This window comes from Arthrobacter sp. lap29, assembly GCF_032458965.1.
Classification (GTDB): Bacteria; Actinomycetota; Actinomycetes; order Actinomycetales; family Micrococcaceae; genus Specibacter; species Specibacter psychrochitiniphilus.
Window position 1 is genome coordinate 276,156 of sequence record NZ_JAUCEK010000001.1, and the last position, 16,239, is coordinate 292,394.

Genomic DNA, 16,239 nt, shown 5'->3' on the forward strand with positions numbered 1-16,239 from the left:
AGGAAACCCCGCGTGATCATTGTCTCCCGGCTATTCGCACCGGAGGTGGGCGCGGCTGCATTTCGGCTCAAGGCTCTCGCCACGGCCTTGGACGATGCTGGTGCAATTGTGCAAGTCCTTACCACCAGACCGCCTCAGGGAGGTCAGTGCGATGACGCCCCGCTGAAGGTCAGCCGCTGGCCAGTGTTGCGTGACGCGGGAGGCAATGTCCGAGGTTATATCCAATACCTCAGTTTTGATGTACCGGTCTTCTTCAGATTGCTCTTCAGTAGGGGGGCCGACGTGATTGTTGTGGAGCCGCCGCCCACCACCGGTTTTTTTGTGTCCCTTGCGGCAGCAATAAGAATGACCCCATTCGTATATTTTTCCGCCGATGTTTCGTCCTCTGCGGCCAAGGGGATTGGTCTTCGAGGTCCTGTGCTTGCCATCTTGACGGGTTTGGAACGCTTTGTCCTGCGGCGAGCTAAGTCGATTTTGGCAGTGTCCGAGGGAGTGAAAAGCGAGGTGGCCGCTTTGACCGGACGATCCGCCAACGTCCACAACGTTGGCACCGGTGTTGATACCCGGGTATTTAGCTATCTTGGTCCCGAAATGGCAGGTGGGGGACAGTATTTTGTCTATGCCGGCACCATGTCGGAGATTCAAGGTGCGGGCGTATTCGTGGATGCGTTCCTCACCATTGCTGACGAGTATCCCGGTGTGCGTTTGATCATGTTTGGGCAAGGAGTGGAACTGGCCGCTCTCAAGGAAAAGGCTAAGGTAGCCGGAGACAGCATTATGTTCAAGCCGCCGGTGTCTGGGGAAGAGGTTTCCACCTGGCTTCGGGCCGCGGTGGCAAACCTGGCTTCGGTCCGACCGGGGATGGGATACGATTTTGCGTTTGCAACAAAGTCGCTAGCGGGGATGTCCGCTGGCGCCCCGGCCATATATGCCGGCGTAGGACCTTTAAGAGGCATCATCGAGGAGAACAATTTGGGCCACGTCTGTGAATGGGACGTACTCGAAGTGGCCAGTGCCATGAAGAGAGCCATTGAGCAATCCGTGACACCTCAACGGCGAAGTGAAATCTCCGCATGGGTAGATGAGAACTATTCCTTGGGTGCAGTTGGACGGACTGCTGCCGGTGTGGTTCTGATGTCAGGAAAGCGTCGATGACTTCAATTACTCTCGAAATGGCTGCTTTCTCGCCAACTATTAGCTATGGGATACTGAACTAGTGAGTCGCACTTGGATAGTTATTCCTATGTACAACGAAGCTACGGTAGTCGGCTCAGTCATTGAAGGGCTGTTGCCGGAATTTCCCCACGTAGTGTGCATTGACGACGGCAGCCGCGACGGATCCCAAAAAGTTGCCCGGGAGGCAGGCGCAGTCGTTGTTCAACACCCTGTCAATTTAGGGCAGGGTGCGGCCCTGCAGACAGGCCTTGAATATGCCCTGTCGGATCCGCAGGTAGACGCCATTGTGACGTTTGATGCGGACGGCCAGCACAGGGTCGAAGATGCCAAGGAAATGGTAGCCCGGATTCTTTCTGGGGAAGCCGAAGTGGTTCTAGGATCCAGATTCCTTGACGACCGCACCATAGTTTCGAAGCCAAAGCGCCTTGTCCTGAAGGTTGCTGCCGTACAGTCCCGGTGGGCCACCGGGATGGCATTGACAGATGCACACAACGGCCTGCGTGTTTTTAGCCCGGATCTGGCACGAAGGATAGATCTGACGCAGAACAGAATGGCCCACGCCTCGGAACTCGTCAATCAACTTTCCATTATCAAGCCGGTGTGGGTTGAGCATCCTGTGGAGATCATTTACACCGACTACTCCCGGGCTAAGGGACAATCACTCCTCAATTCCGTCAACATCCTCGCGGATCTCTTCCTTAGGTGAGCACGTGCAGATCATTGTCCAAATAATTCTCCTACTGGCGGTACTTACAGTGTCGTTGGTGCTGATGCGCGGCGGCTCCAATGCCCGCTATTTAGCGATCCGCCGCATCATGTTGATGATTTTTTCCGGTGTTGCAATATTCTCAGTGTTCTTCCCTGCGTTTCTGACGGCCGTGGCGAAATTCCTGGGGATTGGCCGAGGCACGGACTTGGTGCTGTACGCACTCATAGTCACTTTCCTTGTCTTCATGGCCACCACATACCAACGCTTTCGGGATATGGAAAAGACCTTGACTTTATTGTCCCGCCGCATCGCGCTCGATGAATCGGATCGTCCATGGGAGAAAAAGGACAGCGAGCAAGATTAGCCCGCTGCCCTAAACCAGCCCCTTTGCCCAAAGTGCAGGCGGTGTGTTTTGCGTTGGCCCGGCTGGAGTGGTTTCGGCCACTAGAGGAAAACTACGGACCAAATATCTGAGAGACGGCACCACCACATGGCAAACATTATTAGGCGTACGGATGTGAGCATCACCAGTTCAGCGGGGCTGTCCACACGCTCGATTTTTGGGCTCATGGGCACGCTATCCCAGGGCCTTGTCAGATTCCTGTACAACATCCTGCTGGGTCGTTTTCTTGGCCCCGCCGCGTTGGGAACCGTCAATTCAGCCATGTCGGTTGCCCTGCTCCTGAGCCTCCTGTGGCCCACATCTTCGGGTCAGGCCGCCACTCGGTTTGTCGCACAAATGCGCGGTGCAGACAAGATGGATCATGCACAGGCAGTTGCCAACTACCTCGGCCGGAGGATGCTCGCCAGCGCAATTCTCCTGGCGTTAGCAACTGTAAGTATTTGTTTGACGGTTCTACATGCTGATCTGGGCACGTCCCTCAGCGCCGGATTGTTACTTTTGGGCTACGCAGCTTGGTCGTTTACGAGGGGTGTGCAGTACGGCGCCGGGCAAATTGCGAGGGCCGCGGTCTGGGATGTTGTCAGTTCAATCGCTTCCCTAATTATGTTGGCACTTGTTCTGGTATTTCATGCCGATGCAGCTCTGCTGATCCCACTGGCACTGTCCTACGGTGTCTATGGGGCCGTTTGCTGGCCGAGGAAGGGCAGCGCCAATTTGGACAAACCCTTCGTGAAGCAAATGAACACCTTTGTCATGTACGGGGTGCTGGGCACTGTCTCGAGTACGGGATTGTTGCAATTGTCCATGATTGCCGCGAAGTTGGTCAGCTCCGCCCACGATGCAGGCATGTACGCGGCAGCCCTGAGCCTGGCGACTCCAGCAACCATGATGGCTAGGACCTTGAGCCAAGTCCTGTTCCCGACCATGGCTGAAGCCGGTGGCCGGGGAGATGCGTCCTCCCTCAAGACGCAAACAGACCTCGTCACCAGGGGGCTGGTGGTCACGATGATTCCCGTATTCGGATCGCTAGCACTTGGTAGCCCACTGTTGCTGCAGATTCTTTACGGCCAGAAATTCGCAGATGCTGCTGGCCTCCTTCCAGTGCTGCTCATCGCCGTCATGTTCACTACGTTGCCGGTTGCCGGAGTGAACCGCCTCAACGCCCGCGGAATCTCTGGCGCACGGTTTGTTTCCATGGTAGCTGCGGCCGGCCTCGTATTGTCCGTTATTTTGTGGTTCATCCTCACCCCGTACATGGGGTTGATGGCAATCGCTGTTGGCTACCTCGTCACGACAATTTGCACGTCCATATTGCCGATTGCCCGCAGCTGGTACCTTGACGGACAGAAATGGGCAGGGCTGTTTCTTCGTATGGGAGCAGGGTTGGCCATAATTGTTGTTGGGCTGGTCTTTACAGCTGTTTCGCAACCACCCCTTTGGGGTGGTTTGGTGATGTCCGTGGCCTTCGTCCTTGTATGGATCTTGATCTCCCTGAAAGATATTTCTCGTTTGCGCCATGCGCGTGCCAAGCTGCCCGCTACGAAGAACACTTGAAAGGACTTGGCCTGTGAAGATCGCACTATGTAAGAGTTCGCTGCTTATTCCGCCTACGTATTTTGCCGTGGCCCATGCTCAAATCATGAAGGATGACTTCGACTTCTCTTTCTTCACGATGGCGGCAGAAATCAAGGATTCAAATATCGACTTAGACATCCGTGACTTTGCGCCGTTTCGCCACAAACCCTTTGCAACACGGGAAAAATATCTACCTATTGTTATGCCGGCCATGGCCAGGGCCGTTGAAAATTTCCACCCCGATGTCATTCACCAGCACTTTGCCACATGGTCTTGGCCGGCCGTTCGCGCAGCGAGAGCAAGCGGTTCCCCGCTGATCACAACCCTGCACGGCGCCGATGTAGTCATGGCCGGAAAGCAGGCTCGTACCGCCATGGCACGTTGGCACCACCACAACATCGGGCTTGTCCAACGTAACAGCAACAGAATACTTGCCGTCAGTAACTACCTCGCCGGTCAAGCAGTGGTGAGCGGCTTCCCGGCAGGGAAGATAATGGTGCATTATCTGGGTGTGGACACGGCTTCTTTCGTGCCGGTGAAGATGCGTCAGGAAACGGACCATCGCACATCAGCTCCGCCTGTTGTCCTATTTGTGGGCGCGCTCAATGATCAAAAGGGTATCCTGCACCTTTTGAAGGCGTCCCAGGAGCTGCAGGTTAGCCATGAACATGAGTTGGTGATTGTTGGACGCGGACCGCACTACGAAGCACTTGTGCGTGTCGCGGCAGGAAACCCAAGGATTCAGGTGCTCGGGCAGCTTGGGCGGACGGATCTGCTAAGCCAGCTCCAATGTGCAACCGTGCTTGCCGCACCCAGCCGGCAGTCCAACGGGGCCCGCGAGGCTGCCGGCTTGGTCTTGCTAGAGGCTCAGGCCTGCGGAACACCGGTGGTGGCATACTCGAGTGGAGGAACGCCTGAAATGGTGGGGCCCCGTAGCGGCCTCCTCACGGAGGAGGACAATGTAGACGGTCTCCGTGACTCCATTGCGGCTATCCTGGCACTGAATTCAAAGGACTACCTTGCGATGAGAACGTCCGCGAGGGACTACACACTCAGGGAAAGAAGCCTTGTTGGCAGCGCGCGGGAGTTGGCAGAGCATTACAACGCCGTAAGCGAGTAGCTTAAATTATTCCTACTTTAGAGCCTTGTGGCCTATCTTGACAGCAGGTCCTCAAGGATGGAACGCTCTGTCTGTTCATCCTCCACTGATGACAGGCTGTGGGCAGATCGGTGTGAGTTTTCCTTATAGGCGGCGATGTCTGCCCTTGTCATGGCCTTCACCGCATCAACTAAACCCTGAGTCGAGTAGTCGGCAGCAATTTTCCCCAAGTCATACTCTTCAATCAATGCCGATGTTTCAGGGGATGGGCTGAAAACAATGGCAAGGCGTGCCTGAACAAAGTCAAAGAACTTGTTGGGGAGCATGAGCTGGTGGTTGGTTGTTTTTGGTGGCAGGCTGAAGATGCCCACGTCATACTGGTTCAGCGTTGCAGCTAGTGCGGTGGGTTCAACCGCGTCATGGAAGATGATTCGTGAATTCCCGGCAGCCAGTGTGCGCAGTTGTTCCCAGTACTTTCCGCCATCGCGGGCCTTAACCAGATAGAGATCCAGAGTGTACCCCTCGCCCAGATCGATGGCGGCTTGAATCATGCCCTCAAGATTTCTGCCGGGTACGGCCGCTCCGCTGTGGGCGAGCCGAATCATGCCATCCTTCATGGGAGAAGGATGTAGGTCTTGAAAGGGGGCCGCGTTCCGCACCACCTTGGCTGAACCTCCAAAGTTGGAGTCATACAGGCGGCCAATGGAACCGTTCACAGCCGAAACTGCGTCGGTCTTTGAAATATAGGATCGGCAGACATGAGTCATGTATGGCTTGACTAAGAGCCGCCAGGGCATCACGTGGGCCCGTTCTTCCGGAGCCCACTCGTGCATATCACCCCATACTGGGGTCTTGGGAGTGGATTCAGAAGCCAGCCGGTGAGCCAGAGGAAGTGCGCGGGCCTCGTTGGCAATGATGAGGTCAAAGGTTTTCCCTGTTGCCAGCTGCAGAGCTTGGCGTACGGCAGGGGCACTGAACTCTGAAGTTTTGTAGAGCCGGAGTGCTAGCCCCAAGACGCCTAGGGGAGTTTGGGGGAGCGAGGGCAGAGACGATTCGATCTCGATATGAGCCGATGCACCAGCAGGAATCTCACCGTATGCCAGTGTTGTTACAGCACCAAACTCAGACAGGACTTGAACCTGACGCAAGACCCTGGAATCAACATTGATGTCAGAAAAGGAAATACACAGAATCTGCGGCTTCACCGGAGTCCTTCTAAAAGGCCAAGTAAGGGGATCAAGTCATGTGGATGTGCACCATGCTGGATACAGACCGGGCGTATTGGTTCGTCGCTAGCAGTTTACGTTACAGGTGCCTGTCAGCCCCGGCGTTGGCTGGCAGAAAGCAATAATGACGCCAAACTCACCTTGGGTTTCTGCTTCCAAGGTCAGATGCAGGCGGATTGGCGGGAACCGTGCTCAAGTAAGATAGAGGTGTGCGTGAGAACTCGTCCCAATTTCGTGATTCTATGAACCAGCCAATTGACCAAAAGAATTCAGCAACATCTCCCGAAATCGATGTAGTCATTGCAGTCCATACGGCCACCAGACCACTCCAGAGAGCCGTGGAGTCTTGCGCTGTATCCAAACGGGGGCCTCGAGTTCGCGTGACTGTGGTGTGCCATAATATTTCGATTCAAGAGATTCTTCATAACTTCGTGATCGTGGACGGAGTCGATGTTCGATTCTTGGAAGTTCACGATGGGCTGAACTCACCGGCTGGTCCAAAGAATGCCGGGTTGGACGCCGCTACAGCCCCTTACCTTTGTCTGCTCGACTCGGATGACTATCTGGAGCCTGCCGCCTTGGAGCACTGGTATCGCGTCCTGGAATCCGCGCAGGCGGATGTTGTGATTGCTCCTGTACGGCACGAATCAGGGAAGATTATCAAGACCCCGAGGGCCCGACCAAGACGGGTAGCCAACCTTGATCCAGTCAGGGACGGGCTCGCCTATGCAACCGCAATGCGGGGCTTGTGGCGTGCCGATGCCGGTGGCACCAAAAGATTCCGATATGTCCCTGAGCTGCGTGTTGGTGAGGATTTGAGCCCGGGTCTCCAAATTTATTTTTCCGGCGCTCGGTTCTACTATCCCAGGAAAGGCCCAGCTTACGTTCTGGGAAACGAGGCCGTAGATAGAGTGACAGGGAATGAGCTGTTGCTGGCCGAGGAGTTTCGGGCAATACTGCAGATTCCATCGGTTTGGCTTGACTCGCTGTCCCTTAGACAACGGCAGTCCATAGCCGTAAAAATCGCAAGGACAAGTCTTGTCGCGGCAATTGTTCGCCGCGGTGCGGAGCATGATTGGAACAACGCCGAATTAGCAGCGGTCAAGGAATTGACAGAATTCCTTGACGGCATGGCTCCCACTTACGACCGAGCGTTGACGGTACGTGACTCCAAGATATTGGCAGAATCCCTGAAACCACAGATAACAAGTGAGCTTATGAGTAAGGCAATTGAAACGTACGGAGTAGCTGGCTTGCCAGCCACCGTGTTTACGGTGCGGCTTTGGGACAATCTGGGCCGTGGAAGCCAGCTGCGCCAGTTGGTCCGGGCAACGCTGGATTTTAGGAGCTAATTTGAAATGCCTCGCTGTTTTGGACGGGTCGGTCACTCACCTCTAAATTGGATGTGTCGACCCGTACAGTGGGCACCCGGTGCTTTAGCAGGAGCAGATGCCCACTGTGGCTTTACGGACTAGTCAGCCTAGCCAGGGCAGTGGTGTAAAGCGGGGTAACCAGGTCGTGTCCGGTCTGCTGCAGGTGAATATTGTCCTTGTAGAAACGGTCGGCGCCGGCTTCAGTGGCCATGCCTGCAACACTAACGAAAGGAATTCCTGCAGATTCGGCCGCAGCGCTCAGAACCTTGTCGACATGGCGACGCCTGGCGTGGGAGTCGTCACTGCGGGACATGACGCCGTTGACGACGAGCCGGGCTTCCGGATACTTGCGTTTCAACTCGGCCCAGAAGGCCATAGCGTTTGCAGTGATGGCCGCATCGGAGGAATAGGCGCTGGCGTCGTTTCCACCGAGGGTCACCAAGACAAGGGACGGCTTTCCTTGCGGAAGCAGTAAACGTCCGGAAGCAAACACAGCATCGGGCACTCCTCCAGCCGCCGGTACGGAGTGAGCGTATCCCCAACCACCCACTGCTAGCTGGAACTGGTTAGTGAACCCCAAAGCACGGGCTCCTTGTTCCGCCCAGGAGTCATTGTCCAGTTGGGAGTCGCCGATCAGCACAACAGCGCCGGCACCCAAAGTGTTGGCGGAGTACAGCTGGGTGGTTGTGGTGTCCCAGATCGTTTCAATGAAACGAAATTGGTTGTGGATCCCGCGGTCGCTGGTCCATGAGTCCTTGACTGGCCACCCGTAGGTCTTGATGTTTGTTTGCCAGCTGGGGAAGGTATCGCCATCCACAATGCGCGATCCTGTCGCCGGCCCCCAGACTAAGTATCCGCCGGTGAATTTCTGGAACCAACCACCACTGGATGCTATCTTGTCTCCAGCAGGGAATCCCATGATGCCTTCTGCGCCATTGAGACTTTGGTAGCGGCTCTGGATATCGCCTGACAATGTGGGGAAGGCTCCAGTTCCCTCGGACCAGTAGACGGTTCCGCCGGTGAACTTCTGGGATGCACCTCCTTCAACGGTGTGCTCGGGTCCAACCGGGAAGCCGAGCACGCCCCGTTCCGCGCCCATGGTCTGCCATTTGTTGGCGATGGGCCCTGCAGCGCTAATTTGGGGCCCCGTGGACGGGGACCAATAGATGGTTCCAGCCGCGAAGGTTTGGATGTAGCCGCCGGGTATGCTGCGTTTGGGGCTTGTCGGGAAGCCGAGGGGTCCTTGCGGTCCGCCTTGGTCGTGCCATTTGGTATTGATGTCGCCGGGGGTCGTTGCCTGGGCGCCCGTGGTTGGGGACCAATAGACGGTGCCGCGTTGGAACTGTTGTGCCGCGCCTGCGCCAACAGCGTATTCGTTGCCAACAGGCAGTCCCAGGGCGCTCTGCACGCCGCCACTGGTGTCCCAGTGGGAGCGGATGGCGCCAAAGAGGGTTCGGGTGCCTCCAGTGGGCGAATACACGAGTGCGCCAGCCGCGAAAGTTTGGATGTAGCCGCCGGGTATGCTGCGTTTGGGGCTTGTCGGGAAGCCGAGGGGTCCTTGTGGTCCGCCTTGGTCGTGCCATTTGGTATTGATGTCGCCGGGGCTCGTTGCCTGGGCGCCCGTGGTTGGGGACCAATAGACGGTGCCGCTTTGGAACTGTTGTGCCGCGCCTGCGCCAACAGCGTATTCGTTGCCAACAGGCAGGCCTAGGGCGCTCTGCACGCCGCCACTGGTGTCCCAGTGGGAGCGGATGGCGCCAAAGAGGGTTCGGGTGCCTGTTCCGGGTGAATGGATGAGGGTGCCGCCCGCGAATTGTTGCATTACACCCTGTCCGGAGATTGGGACGGGATTGCGTTGAAGTACGCCGAGGAAGCCGCTACGGCCTCCTGCAGCATTCCATTGATCGAGGATAGGGCCCTTGGCGATCCAGACCGCTCCGGTCCGCTGGGTCCAGTGGATCTCACCGCCGGCAAAAAGTTGATTACAGTTAAGTGCCTTGTTTAGCATGAAACATGTCTTTGGAGCAGTCGCTTGCCTCAGTGCAGAGCGCGCGACCCAGTTGTTTTGATACAGGGCGGCGGTGGCACCATCAATCGGGATCGGCTTCGGGGCGGCTTGTGAGGATGCCCCACTGACGAGCAATGCTGATAAGGCGACAAATAGCACGCTGGTACCCATAAGCGCTGGCTTCAGGAAGGAGAAGTTCCGCCGCAGGCGGGGAGCCAAACGATCAGCAAGAGGGACGGGTTGCTGCATGAGGCTCCAATGAGTAATTTCGGACGATCGTGTTGTCTATCAACCGGAAACACTATCGGAAACTCGGTCAATTAGTGCATCAAGAACTTGACACCTCCGAAAATGACGGTGGGTTAAAGTGGTGTAAATGGTGAGTTTGGGCTGAGGGGCTCTGAAGCCTTCGTTGTGTGGTGGGAGTGCAAGGCGGTACCTACACAGTGAGTCTCAAGCCTGATGATGCAGAAAAATTCCGAGATCGTTAGCAAGCGATGAGCCGGAAAAGTTTCGCGTCTCCAATTCGTGTGACAATTTCGAATGCAGGGGAGTCCTTCAGGTTTTCCAAACCGGGGAAATCATGACGGCCTCCGTGGACTTCCTTCGGACCGAAGTCCAAGACGTAGCGGACCCCAGTCGCCTTCACGGCTGGGCATACCTCGGGGTTGGTCTTGGCGTCGCGAAGGGCGTCATTGATGATTGTCACATTGGCGGAGTAGTTACTCAGCGTGTGCATTGAGGTGGTTCGGCGATCTGCCAATGCGTAGGCCATGGCTGCTCCGGCCCAAGGACTCACTGCTATTACGTCATTGGGGGCAACAATATCGTCCAGCTTGTCGATGAGCGCCAGTTCATCGGATGAGACCAAACCGGAATCGGGAGTCTCGGCATAGTTGTGCCCCGCGCTGGCAATGGCAACCTTCATCGGCGCGCCCTGCATGGGAATCGTCAGCAAGACAGCCAACAGCAGACCCACCGCTGTCAGGACCGCCGGGAAGCGTTGCTGCGAAACTTCGTCAGAGTTGCCGTCCCGTACTGTTGCCCATCGAGCAAGGACACGGCGGATCTCACCCCACAGCCAGCCAAATCCTATCGCTGCGAAGGGGAGTGCAGTGATAGGCAGGATAGCAGCCAACCGGTAGCTGTCGTTGTACCAAACACCGGTAAGGACGTTGCGCCAATAGCCCCGCTCGACACCAGAGACCGTTATGAACAGCACGGCAGTGATCGCGAAGCAGCCGAATAGCCAAGCATGGCTGCGGGTCCTCACTGATTGGTAAATTCCAATAACCATCAGCGCGCTCAGGACCCAGGCTGCCGGGCGTCCCATTGCCGAGTTTGTGATGATTTCCCCAACTGCGCCGGCGGGGAGCTGGGTACGGTCCCAGAATGCGGCTTCGGCCGGTGGACGTACAACCTTCCATATCAGGACCACGAGTGCCATGGAGGCCAACAGCCCCAAAGTTACGGCTGACATTTGCCGTAGGTCTTTACGCCAAAGCCCGGAGAGCAAATAGCGCCTGGAATAAGCGAAAAGTACAACGGGAATGCTCAAAACCACGAGAGTCATTGCGCCATTGGGATGTGCTACAGCTATGGCGATGGCGGATATGGGAGCCACGGCGAACCGTGCCAGCGGATGACACTTTTGTTCAGCGCCAGCTCCAAAAAAGACGGCAACTGCCGACAGGCCCAATGGAATCATGCAGTTGGCCAGGAAATTGGGGTACAGGACGCCGAAGTCGAGCAGGAGAATTGGGAAGGACGAAAAACACGCAGCGAGGATGCCGGCAAAGCCGACGATCCAAGGCTTGTTGCCAACAATGGTTCGAGTGAGAAACATGCATCCCAACGTCCAGACGAGCGCCGAAACAACAATGTTGAAGACGTTGACTGATGCAGCCAAGGGGGTCCCCGTGACTTGCACAACCAGGGCGACCAGTCCGTGCCATGCTGCCGGATAGAAGTATGGAGGATCGCCACCGCTGGTCATGCTGCTTAGAGTGAGCGAGGACGCATTCCCAGTGTCCAATATGTAGCGGATGGCATTGAGATGGAAGATATTGTCAAAGGTCTGGGAAATGTTCTCCGGTTCACCAAACGCTCGTATCAGCTGCCAGGCAATAAGAAGTGCACCGCCAGCAAATCCCAAAAATTGTCCCCAGCTAGCGAGCGAAACTTGAAAATGCCAAGGTCGGGGCTCGATGCTCAATCGGTTGTTCAAGCTCCGACGAATGGTCCAGGCCAGTGCCGATGCCAACAGAGCAACGACCAACAGCGGCAGAACCGTCCAAGCAATACCCACTTTGCCGCAAACTATGGCCGTTGAAGCTGACATGGCGACGGTCAACACTGGTGAGGCAGCCCACAGCGAAATCCCCCGGAGTCCCAGAGCTGTTGCGAGTATTCCTCCGGGCACGAAGAGGAGCGCAACGCAGGCCGCGGCCAAGGGGAAAGTTGATGCCCAGCTCATTCAGGATCCATTCGGGGGAGACTCAGGCTCAATAAATGGGCCGTATTAGTGATGTGCGGACAGCGGACGTGCCCCTATGCCTTGTGGGTGTCAGAAGGCTATTTGATGCCGGAGTCCAGCAGGCCCAGCAAATAGCTGCCGTAGCCGCTCTTCACGAGTGGTTCGGCGCGTTGGCGCAACTCGTCATCGCTGAGGAATCCTTGGCGCCAAGCGACCTCTTCGGGAGAACCGATTTTCAGGTCTTGCCGGTTTTCAACTGTCCGGACAAAGTTGGAGGCATCATTGAGATCACTGAAAGTCCCGGTATCCAACCATGCTGTGCCGCGCGGCAGGATTTCCACCTGGAGTTTTCCTCGCTCGAGATAGGTCTTGTTCACATCGGTGATCTCCAGCTCGCCACGGGGCGAAGGTTCGAGGTTCTTGGAGATTTCAATGACGTCGTTGTCATAGAAGTATAGGCCGGGCACCGCATAGTTGCTCTTGGGTTTGGCAGGTTTTTCCTCCAAAGACAGCGCCTTGCCATTCGCGTCGAACTCGACGACACCATAAGACTTGGGATCCCGGACCCAGTAGCCGAAGACCGCGCCGCCGTCGATATTGGCATGCCGGCGAAGCTGTGAGCCCATGCCTGCACCGTAGAAGATGTTGTCGCCAAGAACAAGAGCGACTGTTTCATTGCCGATGTGTTCTTCACCGAGGATGAATGCCTGGGCCAGGCCGTCGGGGGAGAGCTGCTGGACATACGTCAGGTTGACACCAAATTGTGAACCGTCCCCAAGGAGCCGTTGGAACTGCTCGGCGTCGTGGGGTGTCGTGACGATGAGGATGTCCTGGATTCCTGCCAAGATCAGGGTCGACAAAGGATAGTAGATCATCGGTTTGTCATAGACAGGCACCAGCTGTTTGCTGATGCCCAGAGTGATTGGATGAAGCCGTGAACCGGTCCCGCCGGCCAAGATTATTCCTCGCATGGATTTAATCATGGCCCAGATGGCATGCCACAGCAAACTGGTGGGCTAGTGGATTTGGCGTCCGCGAGCGAAACCTACCTTGCAAGTGACCAACACCACGTCTTGGGGTAACAATAGGAGATAAAAAGAGAAGGTTCAAAAGTCGATAGGACAGGCCCGCGTGGCATAGGATGATGGCTGGTTTTGTAGACAAAGCGGGAAATAATCCGGACTGATTCACACCCACAATTGTCACCCACCACGCCGGGTAAACCGATCTTCGCGAACGTCTTTTTTGCGGAGTTCCCCCAATGAAATTGCTGGGTTGCCTTATCCGGGTGCTTAGAACAGCTCGCTGTGGACGCTGTCCTTCGAATTTCTTTGCTACCTCCTCATCGGATTTCTAGGAACATTCGCCTTCTTCAAGAAGACGCCGTGGCCCATGATGGCAGCCTTTCTGCTTAGCGTCGCAGTGTGGGCGAACCTTGAACGCCTTAATCCATATATGCAGGGGAATCAAGATTTTCAGTTATTGGCCCGTCTGGTGCCGTTCTTTCTCGGTGGTGCCGTCGTTAAGGTTCTTTCCAAGCGGATTGGTCTGGGCTGGCAGGGAGCCCTGGTGGCCGCGATTGTGGCGGCAGCCTGCATCTTTGGGCTGGACGGTTTCGGGAACCAGATGGCCGCCCCATTCCTGGCGTATCTGCTGCTGTGGATTTCGACGTGGCTGCCGTGTCCCAAAATCGTCATGAAAAACGACGTGTCCTACGGAGCGTACATCTACGCATTCCGGGTCCAACAGCTACTGGCTGTCTTGGGGGGCTACCACTGGGGTGTTTGGTGGTTTACCCTTGCTGCCGTTTTCGCGACCATGCCACTGGCCATCACAAGTTGGCTCGCTGTGGAACAACCCATTATGCGAATGGCGCGCCGCCGAATTTAGGCAGCAACCCGACCGAGTGTGGCCCTAGTTGAACGTCAAGTACATTAGCTACTTATTGTTTCTTGCATCCCGAGGGCTGCCAGCCCAGGCATCAAGCTTCACCGGTGTCTTGGCCGTTGCTTTCTTGGCAAGGAACACGCGTAGCTCTGTTCTGCGACTGTTTGGTACGCTTCCGGGGTTGCCAACAGCTATGGCCAATGGGTCGACGTTGCCACCGCTGCGTGCAGCCTCCTGCAGTAACAGTTCTACAGAACCGCCGGAGTCACAGGAACGCTCTGCTGGCAGTTTTCAAGCTGGAGTCCGGGGGCCAGAACGCCCACGGAGCCCGTCGAGGATCCCAGCCAATACCGACCACAGGCGATTGCCCCGCCCGGGCGCCAGCGTGGTCACGATGAATAGGTGGCGGTAATCAGCCAGCAGCCCCTTGACTGCCCACGACGGCTGGGACCTCCAATACCTGCGGACCAACAGCAGGCGGTTTCGGAAGATGTAGTAATACCGATAACTGGCGGCGGTGCGGATCTGCAACGGTTTGCCCCGAGGGGACAGAGCGACTCCAAAAATTGAGGCTGGGACCATACTGCCCAGCGCATGCCCCAGAAGTGCGTCCGGAGCAAGGACGGACTCCATGCCGGCCTTCCTGGCACGCAGATAGAACTCCGTGTCGACGCCGTCGATGAACAACTCATCCATCAGGAGTCCTAGCGTGTCCAGGACCTGGCAGGGGACCAGCAACCCTGACTGGATCGGTTCCCCACCCAGAATAACGCCCTTCAAAACGCCTCGCCGGCGGGTGGGTAGTCCGGCTATGGAAGCCGGTGCCACCATGGCAACGGCTATGCCAGCTGAGGTCGCCGCGTCGTGGGCACTTAGCAGTTTGCCCGTGTAATCGGGTTCGAGCATAGAATCCTGGTCCATCGTCAGGATGAAGGAGGGGGCATGGGGATGCTGCCGAGCGGCACGGATGCCTGCGTTCAGTGCTGTGGCAATACCCAAATTGCGTTCGAGCCGGAGAACCTGGCAACCCAGACCCTCAAGCTCGGCGAGGATGCCGGCAACGTCGTCTGGGCTGCCGTCGTCGACCGCCACAACGTGGCCCACCTGCTGCAGCAGGGCAGCACAATGGGGCACAACAGCTGAATCCGGGTTGTAAAGGGAGACTACCGCCGTGATGTTTTGTTCGGCACCCATTTCCACCGCAGCCGACTAGGCCGGCTGGACGTCGGGCTGGGCGTCGATCCAGTGTGCCAGCAGATCAATTCCCTGGGCAAGGCTGTAGCGGGGGGTCCAGCCGAGGATCTTTTCGGCGTCGCTCACATCGGCCCAGGCATGGCGCACATCGCCCTGGCGATACTGTCCGGTCACATGGGGGGCGGGTGCGTTGTAATGCTTGGCGATCAGCTCGGCGGCCGTGCCAATGGTCTGGAACTCCCCGGAGCCAATGTCCATGGGCTCACCCTGGACAGTCTGCGAAAGCGCCCCTGCAACGATGGCTGAGGCAACGTCGTCAATCAGGATAAAGTCGCGGCGGACGTCGCCGTCCTCATACAGCGGGATGGACTTGCCGCCCATCGCCATGCGGCAGAACAGGCTCATGATGCCCGTGTAGGGGTTGATGAGGGACTGGCCGGGGCCGTAGACGTTCTGTAGGCGCAGGATGACGGTCTCCACGCCGAAGGACTTTGCCCACGCCTGGATGATGTGCTCCTGGGCCAGCTTGGTGCCTCCGTAGACGCTGACGGGGGCCGGGAAGGTGGTGGCCGCGTTCATGGCGACTGGGCTGGCGCCGGGGAAGTCCCACTCGGCTGTGTCAAGCGTGGTGCTGGTGCGCTGGCCGGGGTAGAACGTGCTGCCATCCTCGCGTACCCAGGCGCCTTCGCCGTAGACGGCGCGGCTGGAGGACAGAACGATGCGCCGTGGGAGCTTGTCGTGGCGGGTCAGGCCGTCAAGCAGTTGCGTGGTGCCGACCACGTTGACGTGGGCGTGCCGCGTCGATTCGTTCAATGACTGGGCAGTGCCGGTCTCTGCGGCGAGATGAATCACGACGTCGGGGGTGACGGAAGCCAGGACGGTGTCCCAGGTCTGTGCCTCGGCAACATCGCCGATGATCAGCTCTGCGGCTTCGGCCAGTTCTGCTGGCCGCTGGCCGCTGGCGTGAATCTGGGGGTGCAGGTTGTCAACGACCACAACGCGGTCGAAGGCCTCCACCAGTGCGGCGGAAATGGCACAGCCAATGAACCCTGCGCCGCCGGTGACAAGTACTGTGCCGCCGGGACGGGATGAAGAAGTGTTAGTCATGATTGA

The 16,239-nt window shown here is 57.1% G+C and carries 13 protein-coding genes; 7 read left to right on the forward strand and 6 right to left on the reverse strand.

What is annotated here, in order from left to right:
- The first annotated feature begins 12 nt into the window (after positions 1–12).
- The 5 genes from RY113_RS01220 to RY113_RS01240 all read left to right on the forward strand — a co-directional run bounded on the left by RY113_RS01220 (position 13) and on the right by RY113_RS01240 (position 4,983).
- Positions 13–1,155: a glycosyltransferase gene (locus RY113_RS01220; protein WP_315913013.1), complete on the forward strand. Its 1,143-nt coding sequence runs from the start codon at positions 13–15 to the stop codon at positions 1,153–1,155.
- 88 nt (positions 1,156–1,243) lie between these two features.
- Positions 1,244–1,882: a glycosyltransferase family 2 protein gene (locus RY113_RS01225; RefSeq protein WP_315913014.1), complete on the forward strand. Its 639-nt coding sequence runs from the start codon at positions 1,244–1,246 to the stop codon at positions 1,880–1,882.
- Positions 1,883–1,886: 4 nt separating this feature from the next.
- Positions 1,887–2,249: a DUF2304 domain-containing protein gene (locus tag RY113_RS01230; RefSeq protein ID WP_315913015.1), complete on the forward strand. Its 363-nt coding sequence runs from the start codon at positions 1,887–1,889 to the stop codon at positions 2,247–2,249.
- A 126-nt stretch (positions 2,250–2,375) separates the two neighbouring features.
- Positions 2,376–3,842 carry a lipopolysaccharide biosynthesis protein gene (locus RY113_RS01235; RefSeq protein ID WP_315913016.1) on the forward strand — a complete coding sequence of 489 codons (1,467 nt, stop codon included), beginning with the start codon at positions 2,376–2,378 and terminating at the stop codon, positions 3,840–3,842.
- Positions 3,843–3,855: 13 nt separating this feature from the next.
- Entirely contained in the window at positions 3,856–4,983 is a 1,128-nt protein-coding gene (locus RY113_RS01240; protein WP_315913017.1) for a glycosyltransferase, read from the forward strand.
- A 32-nt stretch (positions 4,984–5,015) separates the two neighbouring features.
- On the opposite strand, the gene RY113_RS01245 is transcribed toward RY113_RS01240, so the two are convergent.
- Positions 5,016–6,167 carry a hypothetical protein gene (locus tag RY113_RS01245; protein WP_315913018.1) on the reverse strand — a complete coding sequence of 384 codons (1,152 nt, stop codon included), beginning with the start codon at positions 6,165–6,167 and terminating at the stop codon, positions 5,016–5,018.
- Between the two features lie 263 nt (positions 6,168–6,430).
- Between RY113_RS01245 and RY113_RS01250 the strand changes: the two genes are divergently transcribed.
- Positions 6,431–7,540 (forward strand): glycosyltransferase, encoded by a 1,110-nt coding sequence (locus RY113_RS01250; protein WP_315913019.1) that lies wholly within the window; start codon positions 6,431–6,433, stop codon positions 7,538–7,540.
- A 112-nt stretch (positions 7,541–7,652) separates the two neighbouring features.
- Here RY113_RS01250 and RY113_RS01255 read toward each other — a convergent pair whose 3' ends face one another.
- The 3 genes from RY113_RS01255 to rfbA form a co-directional block, all read right to left on the reverse strand.
- Entirely contained in the window at positions 7,653–9,569 is a 1,917-nt protein-coding gene (locus RY113_RS01255) for a GDSL-type esterase/lipase family protein (RefSeq protein WP_315913020.1), read from the reverse strand.
- 487 nt (positions 9,570–10,056) lie between these two features.
- Positions 10,057–12,045, reverse strand: a complete 1,989-nt coding sequence (locus tag RY113_RS01260) for a DUF6541 family protein (protein ID WP_315913021.1) — start codon at positions 12,043–12,045, stop codon at positions 10,057–10,059.
- 98 nt (positions 12,046–12,143) lie between these two features.
- On the reverse strand, positions 12,144–13,016 hold the full coding sequence (rfbA, locus tag RY113_RS01265) for a glucose-1-phosphate thymidylyltransferase RfbA (RefSeq protein ID WP_315913022.1): 873 nt from the start codon (positions 13,014–13,016) through the stop codon (positions 12,144–12,146).
- Positions 13,017–13,350: 334 nt separating this feature from the next.
- On the opposite strand from rfbA, the gene RY113_RS01270 reads away from it, so the two are divergent.
- Positions 13,351–13,935 carry an acyltransferase family protein gene (locus RY113_RS01270; RefSeq protein ID WP_396334192.1) on the forward strand — a complete coding sequence of 195 codons (585 nt, stop codon included), beginning with the start codon at positions 13,351–13,353 and terminating at the stop codon, positions 13,933–13,935.
- Between the two features lie 288 nt (positions 13,936–14,223).
- Here RY113_RS01270 and RY113_RS01275 read toward each other — a convergent pair whose 3' ends face one another.
- Positions 14,224–15,126 carry a glycosyltransferase gene (locus RY113_RS01275; protein WP_315913024.1) on the reverse strand — a complete coding sequence of 301 codons (903 nt, stop codon included), beginning with the start codon at positions 15,124–15,126 and terminating at the stop codon, positions 14,224–14,226.
- A 15-nt stretch (positions 15,127–15,141) separates the two neighbouring features.
- Complete coding sequence (locus RY113_RS01280; protein ID WP_315913025.1) at positions 15,142–16,233, reverse strand: NAD-dependent epimerase/dehydratase family protein; 1,092 nt, start codon at positions 16,231–16,233, stop codon at positions 15,142–15,144.
- Positions 16,234–16,239: the final 6 nt, after the last annotated feature.

What these genes read in the sequence shown, in the direction of transcription:
- RY113_RS01225 (WP_315913014.1), top strand. Translation starts at nt 1,244, where the DNA reads ATGTACAACGAAGCTACGGTAGTCGGCTCAGTCATTGAAGGGCTGTTG.
- RY113_RS01235 (WP_315913016.1), top strand. Translation starts at nt 2,376, where the DNA reads ATGGCAAACATTATTAGGCGTACGGATGTGAGCATCACCAGTTCAGCG.
- RY113_RS01250 (WP_315913019.1), top strand. Translation starts at nt 6,431, where the DNA reads ATGAACCAGCCAATTGACCAAAAGAATTCAGCAACATCTCCCGAAATC.
- RY113_RS01255 (WP_315913020.1), bottom strand. Translation starts at nt 9,569, where the DNA reads ATGCTAAACAAGGCACTTAACTGTAATCAACTTTTTGCCGGCGGTGAG.
- RY113_RS01260 (WP_315913021.1), bottom strand. Translation starts at nt 12,045, where the DNA reads ATGAGCTGGGCATCAACTTTCCCCTTGGCCGCGGCCTGCGTTGCGCTC.
- rfbA (WP_315913022.1), bottom strand. Translation starts at nt 13,016, where the DNA reads ATGCGAGGAATAATCTTGGCCGGCGGGACCGGTTCACGGCTTCATCCA.
- RY113_RS01275 (WP_315913024.1), bottom strand. Translation starts at nt 15,126, where the DNA reads ATGGGTGCCGAACAAAACATCACGGCGGTAGTCTCCCTTTACAACCCG.
- RY113_RS01280 (WP_315913025.1), bottom strand. Translation starts at nt 16,233, where the DNA reads ATGACTAACACTTCTTCATCCCGTCCCGGCGGCACAGTACTTGTCACC.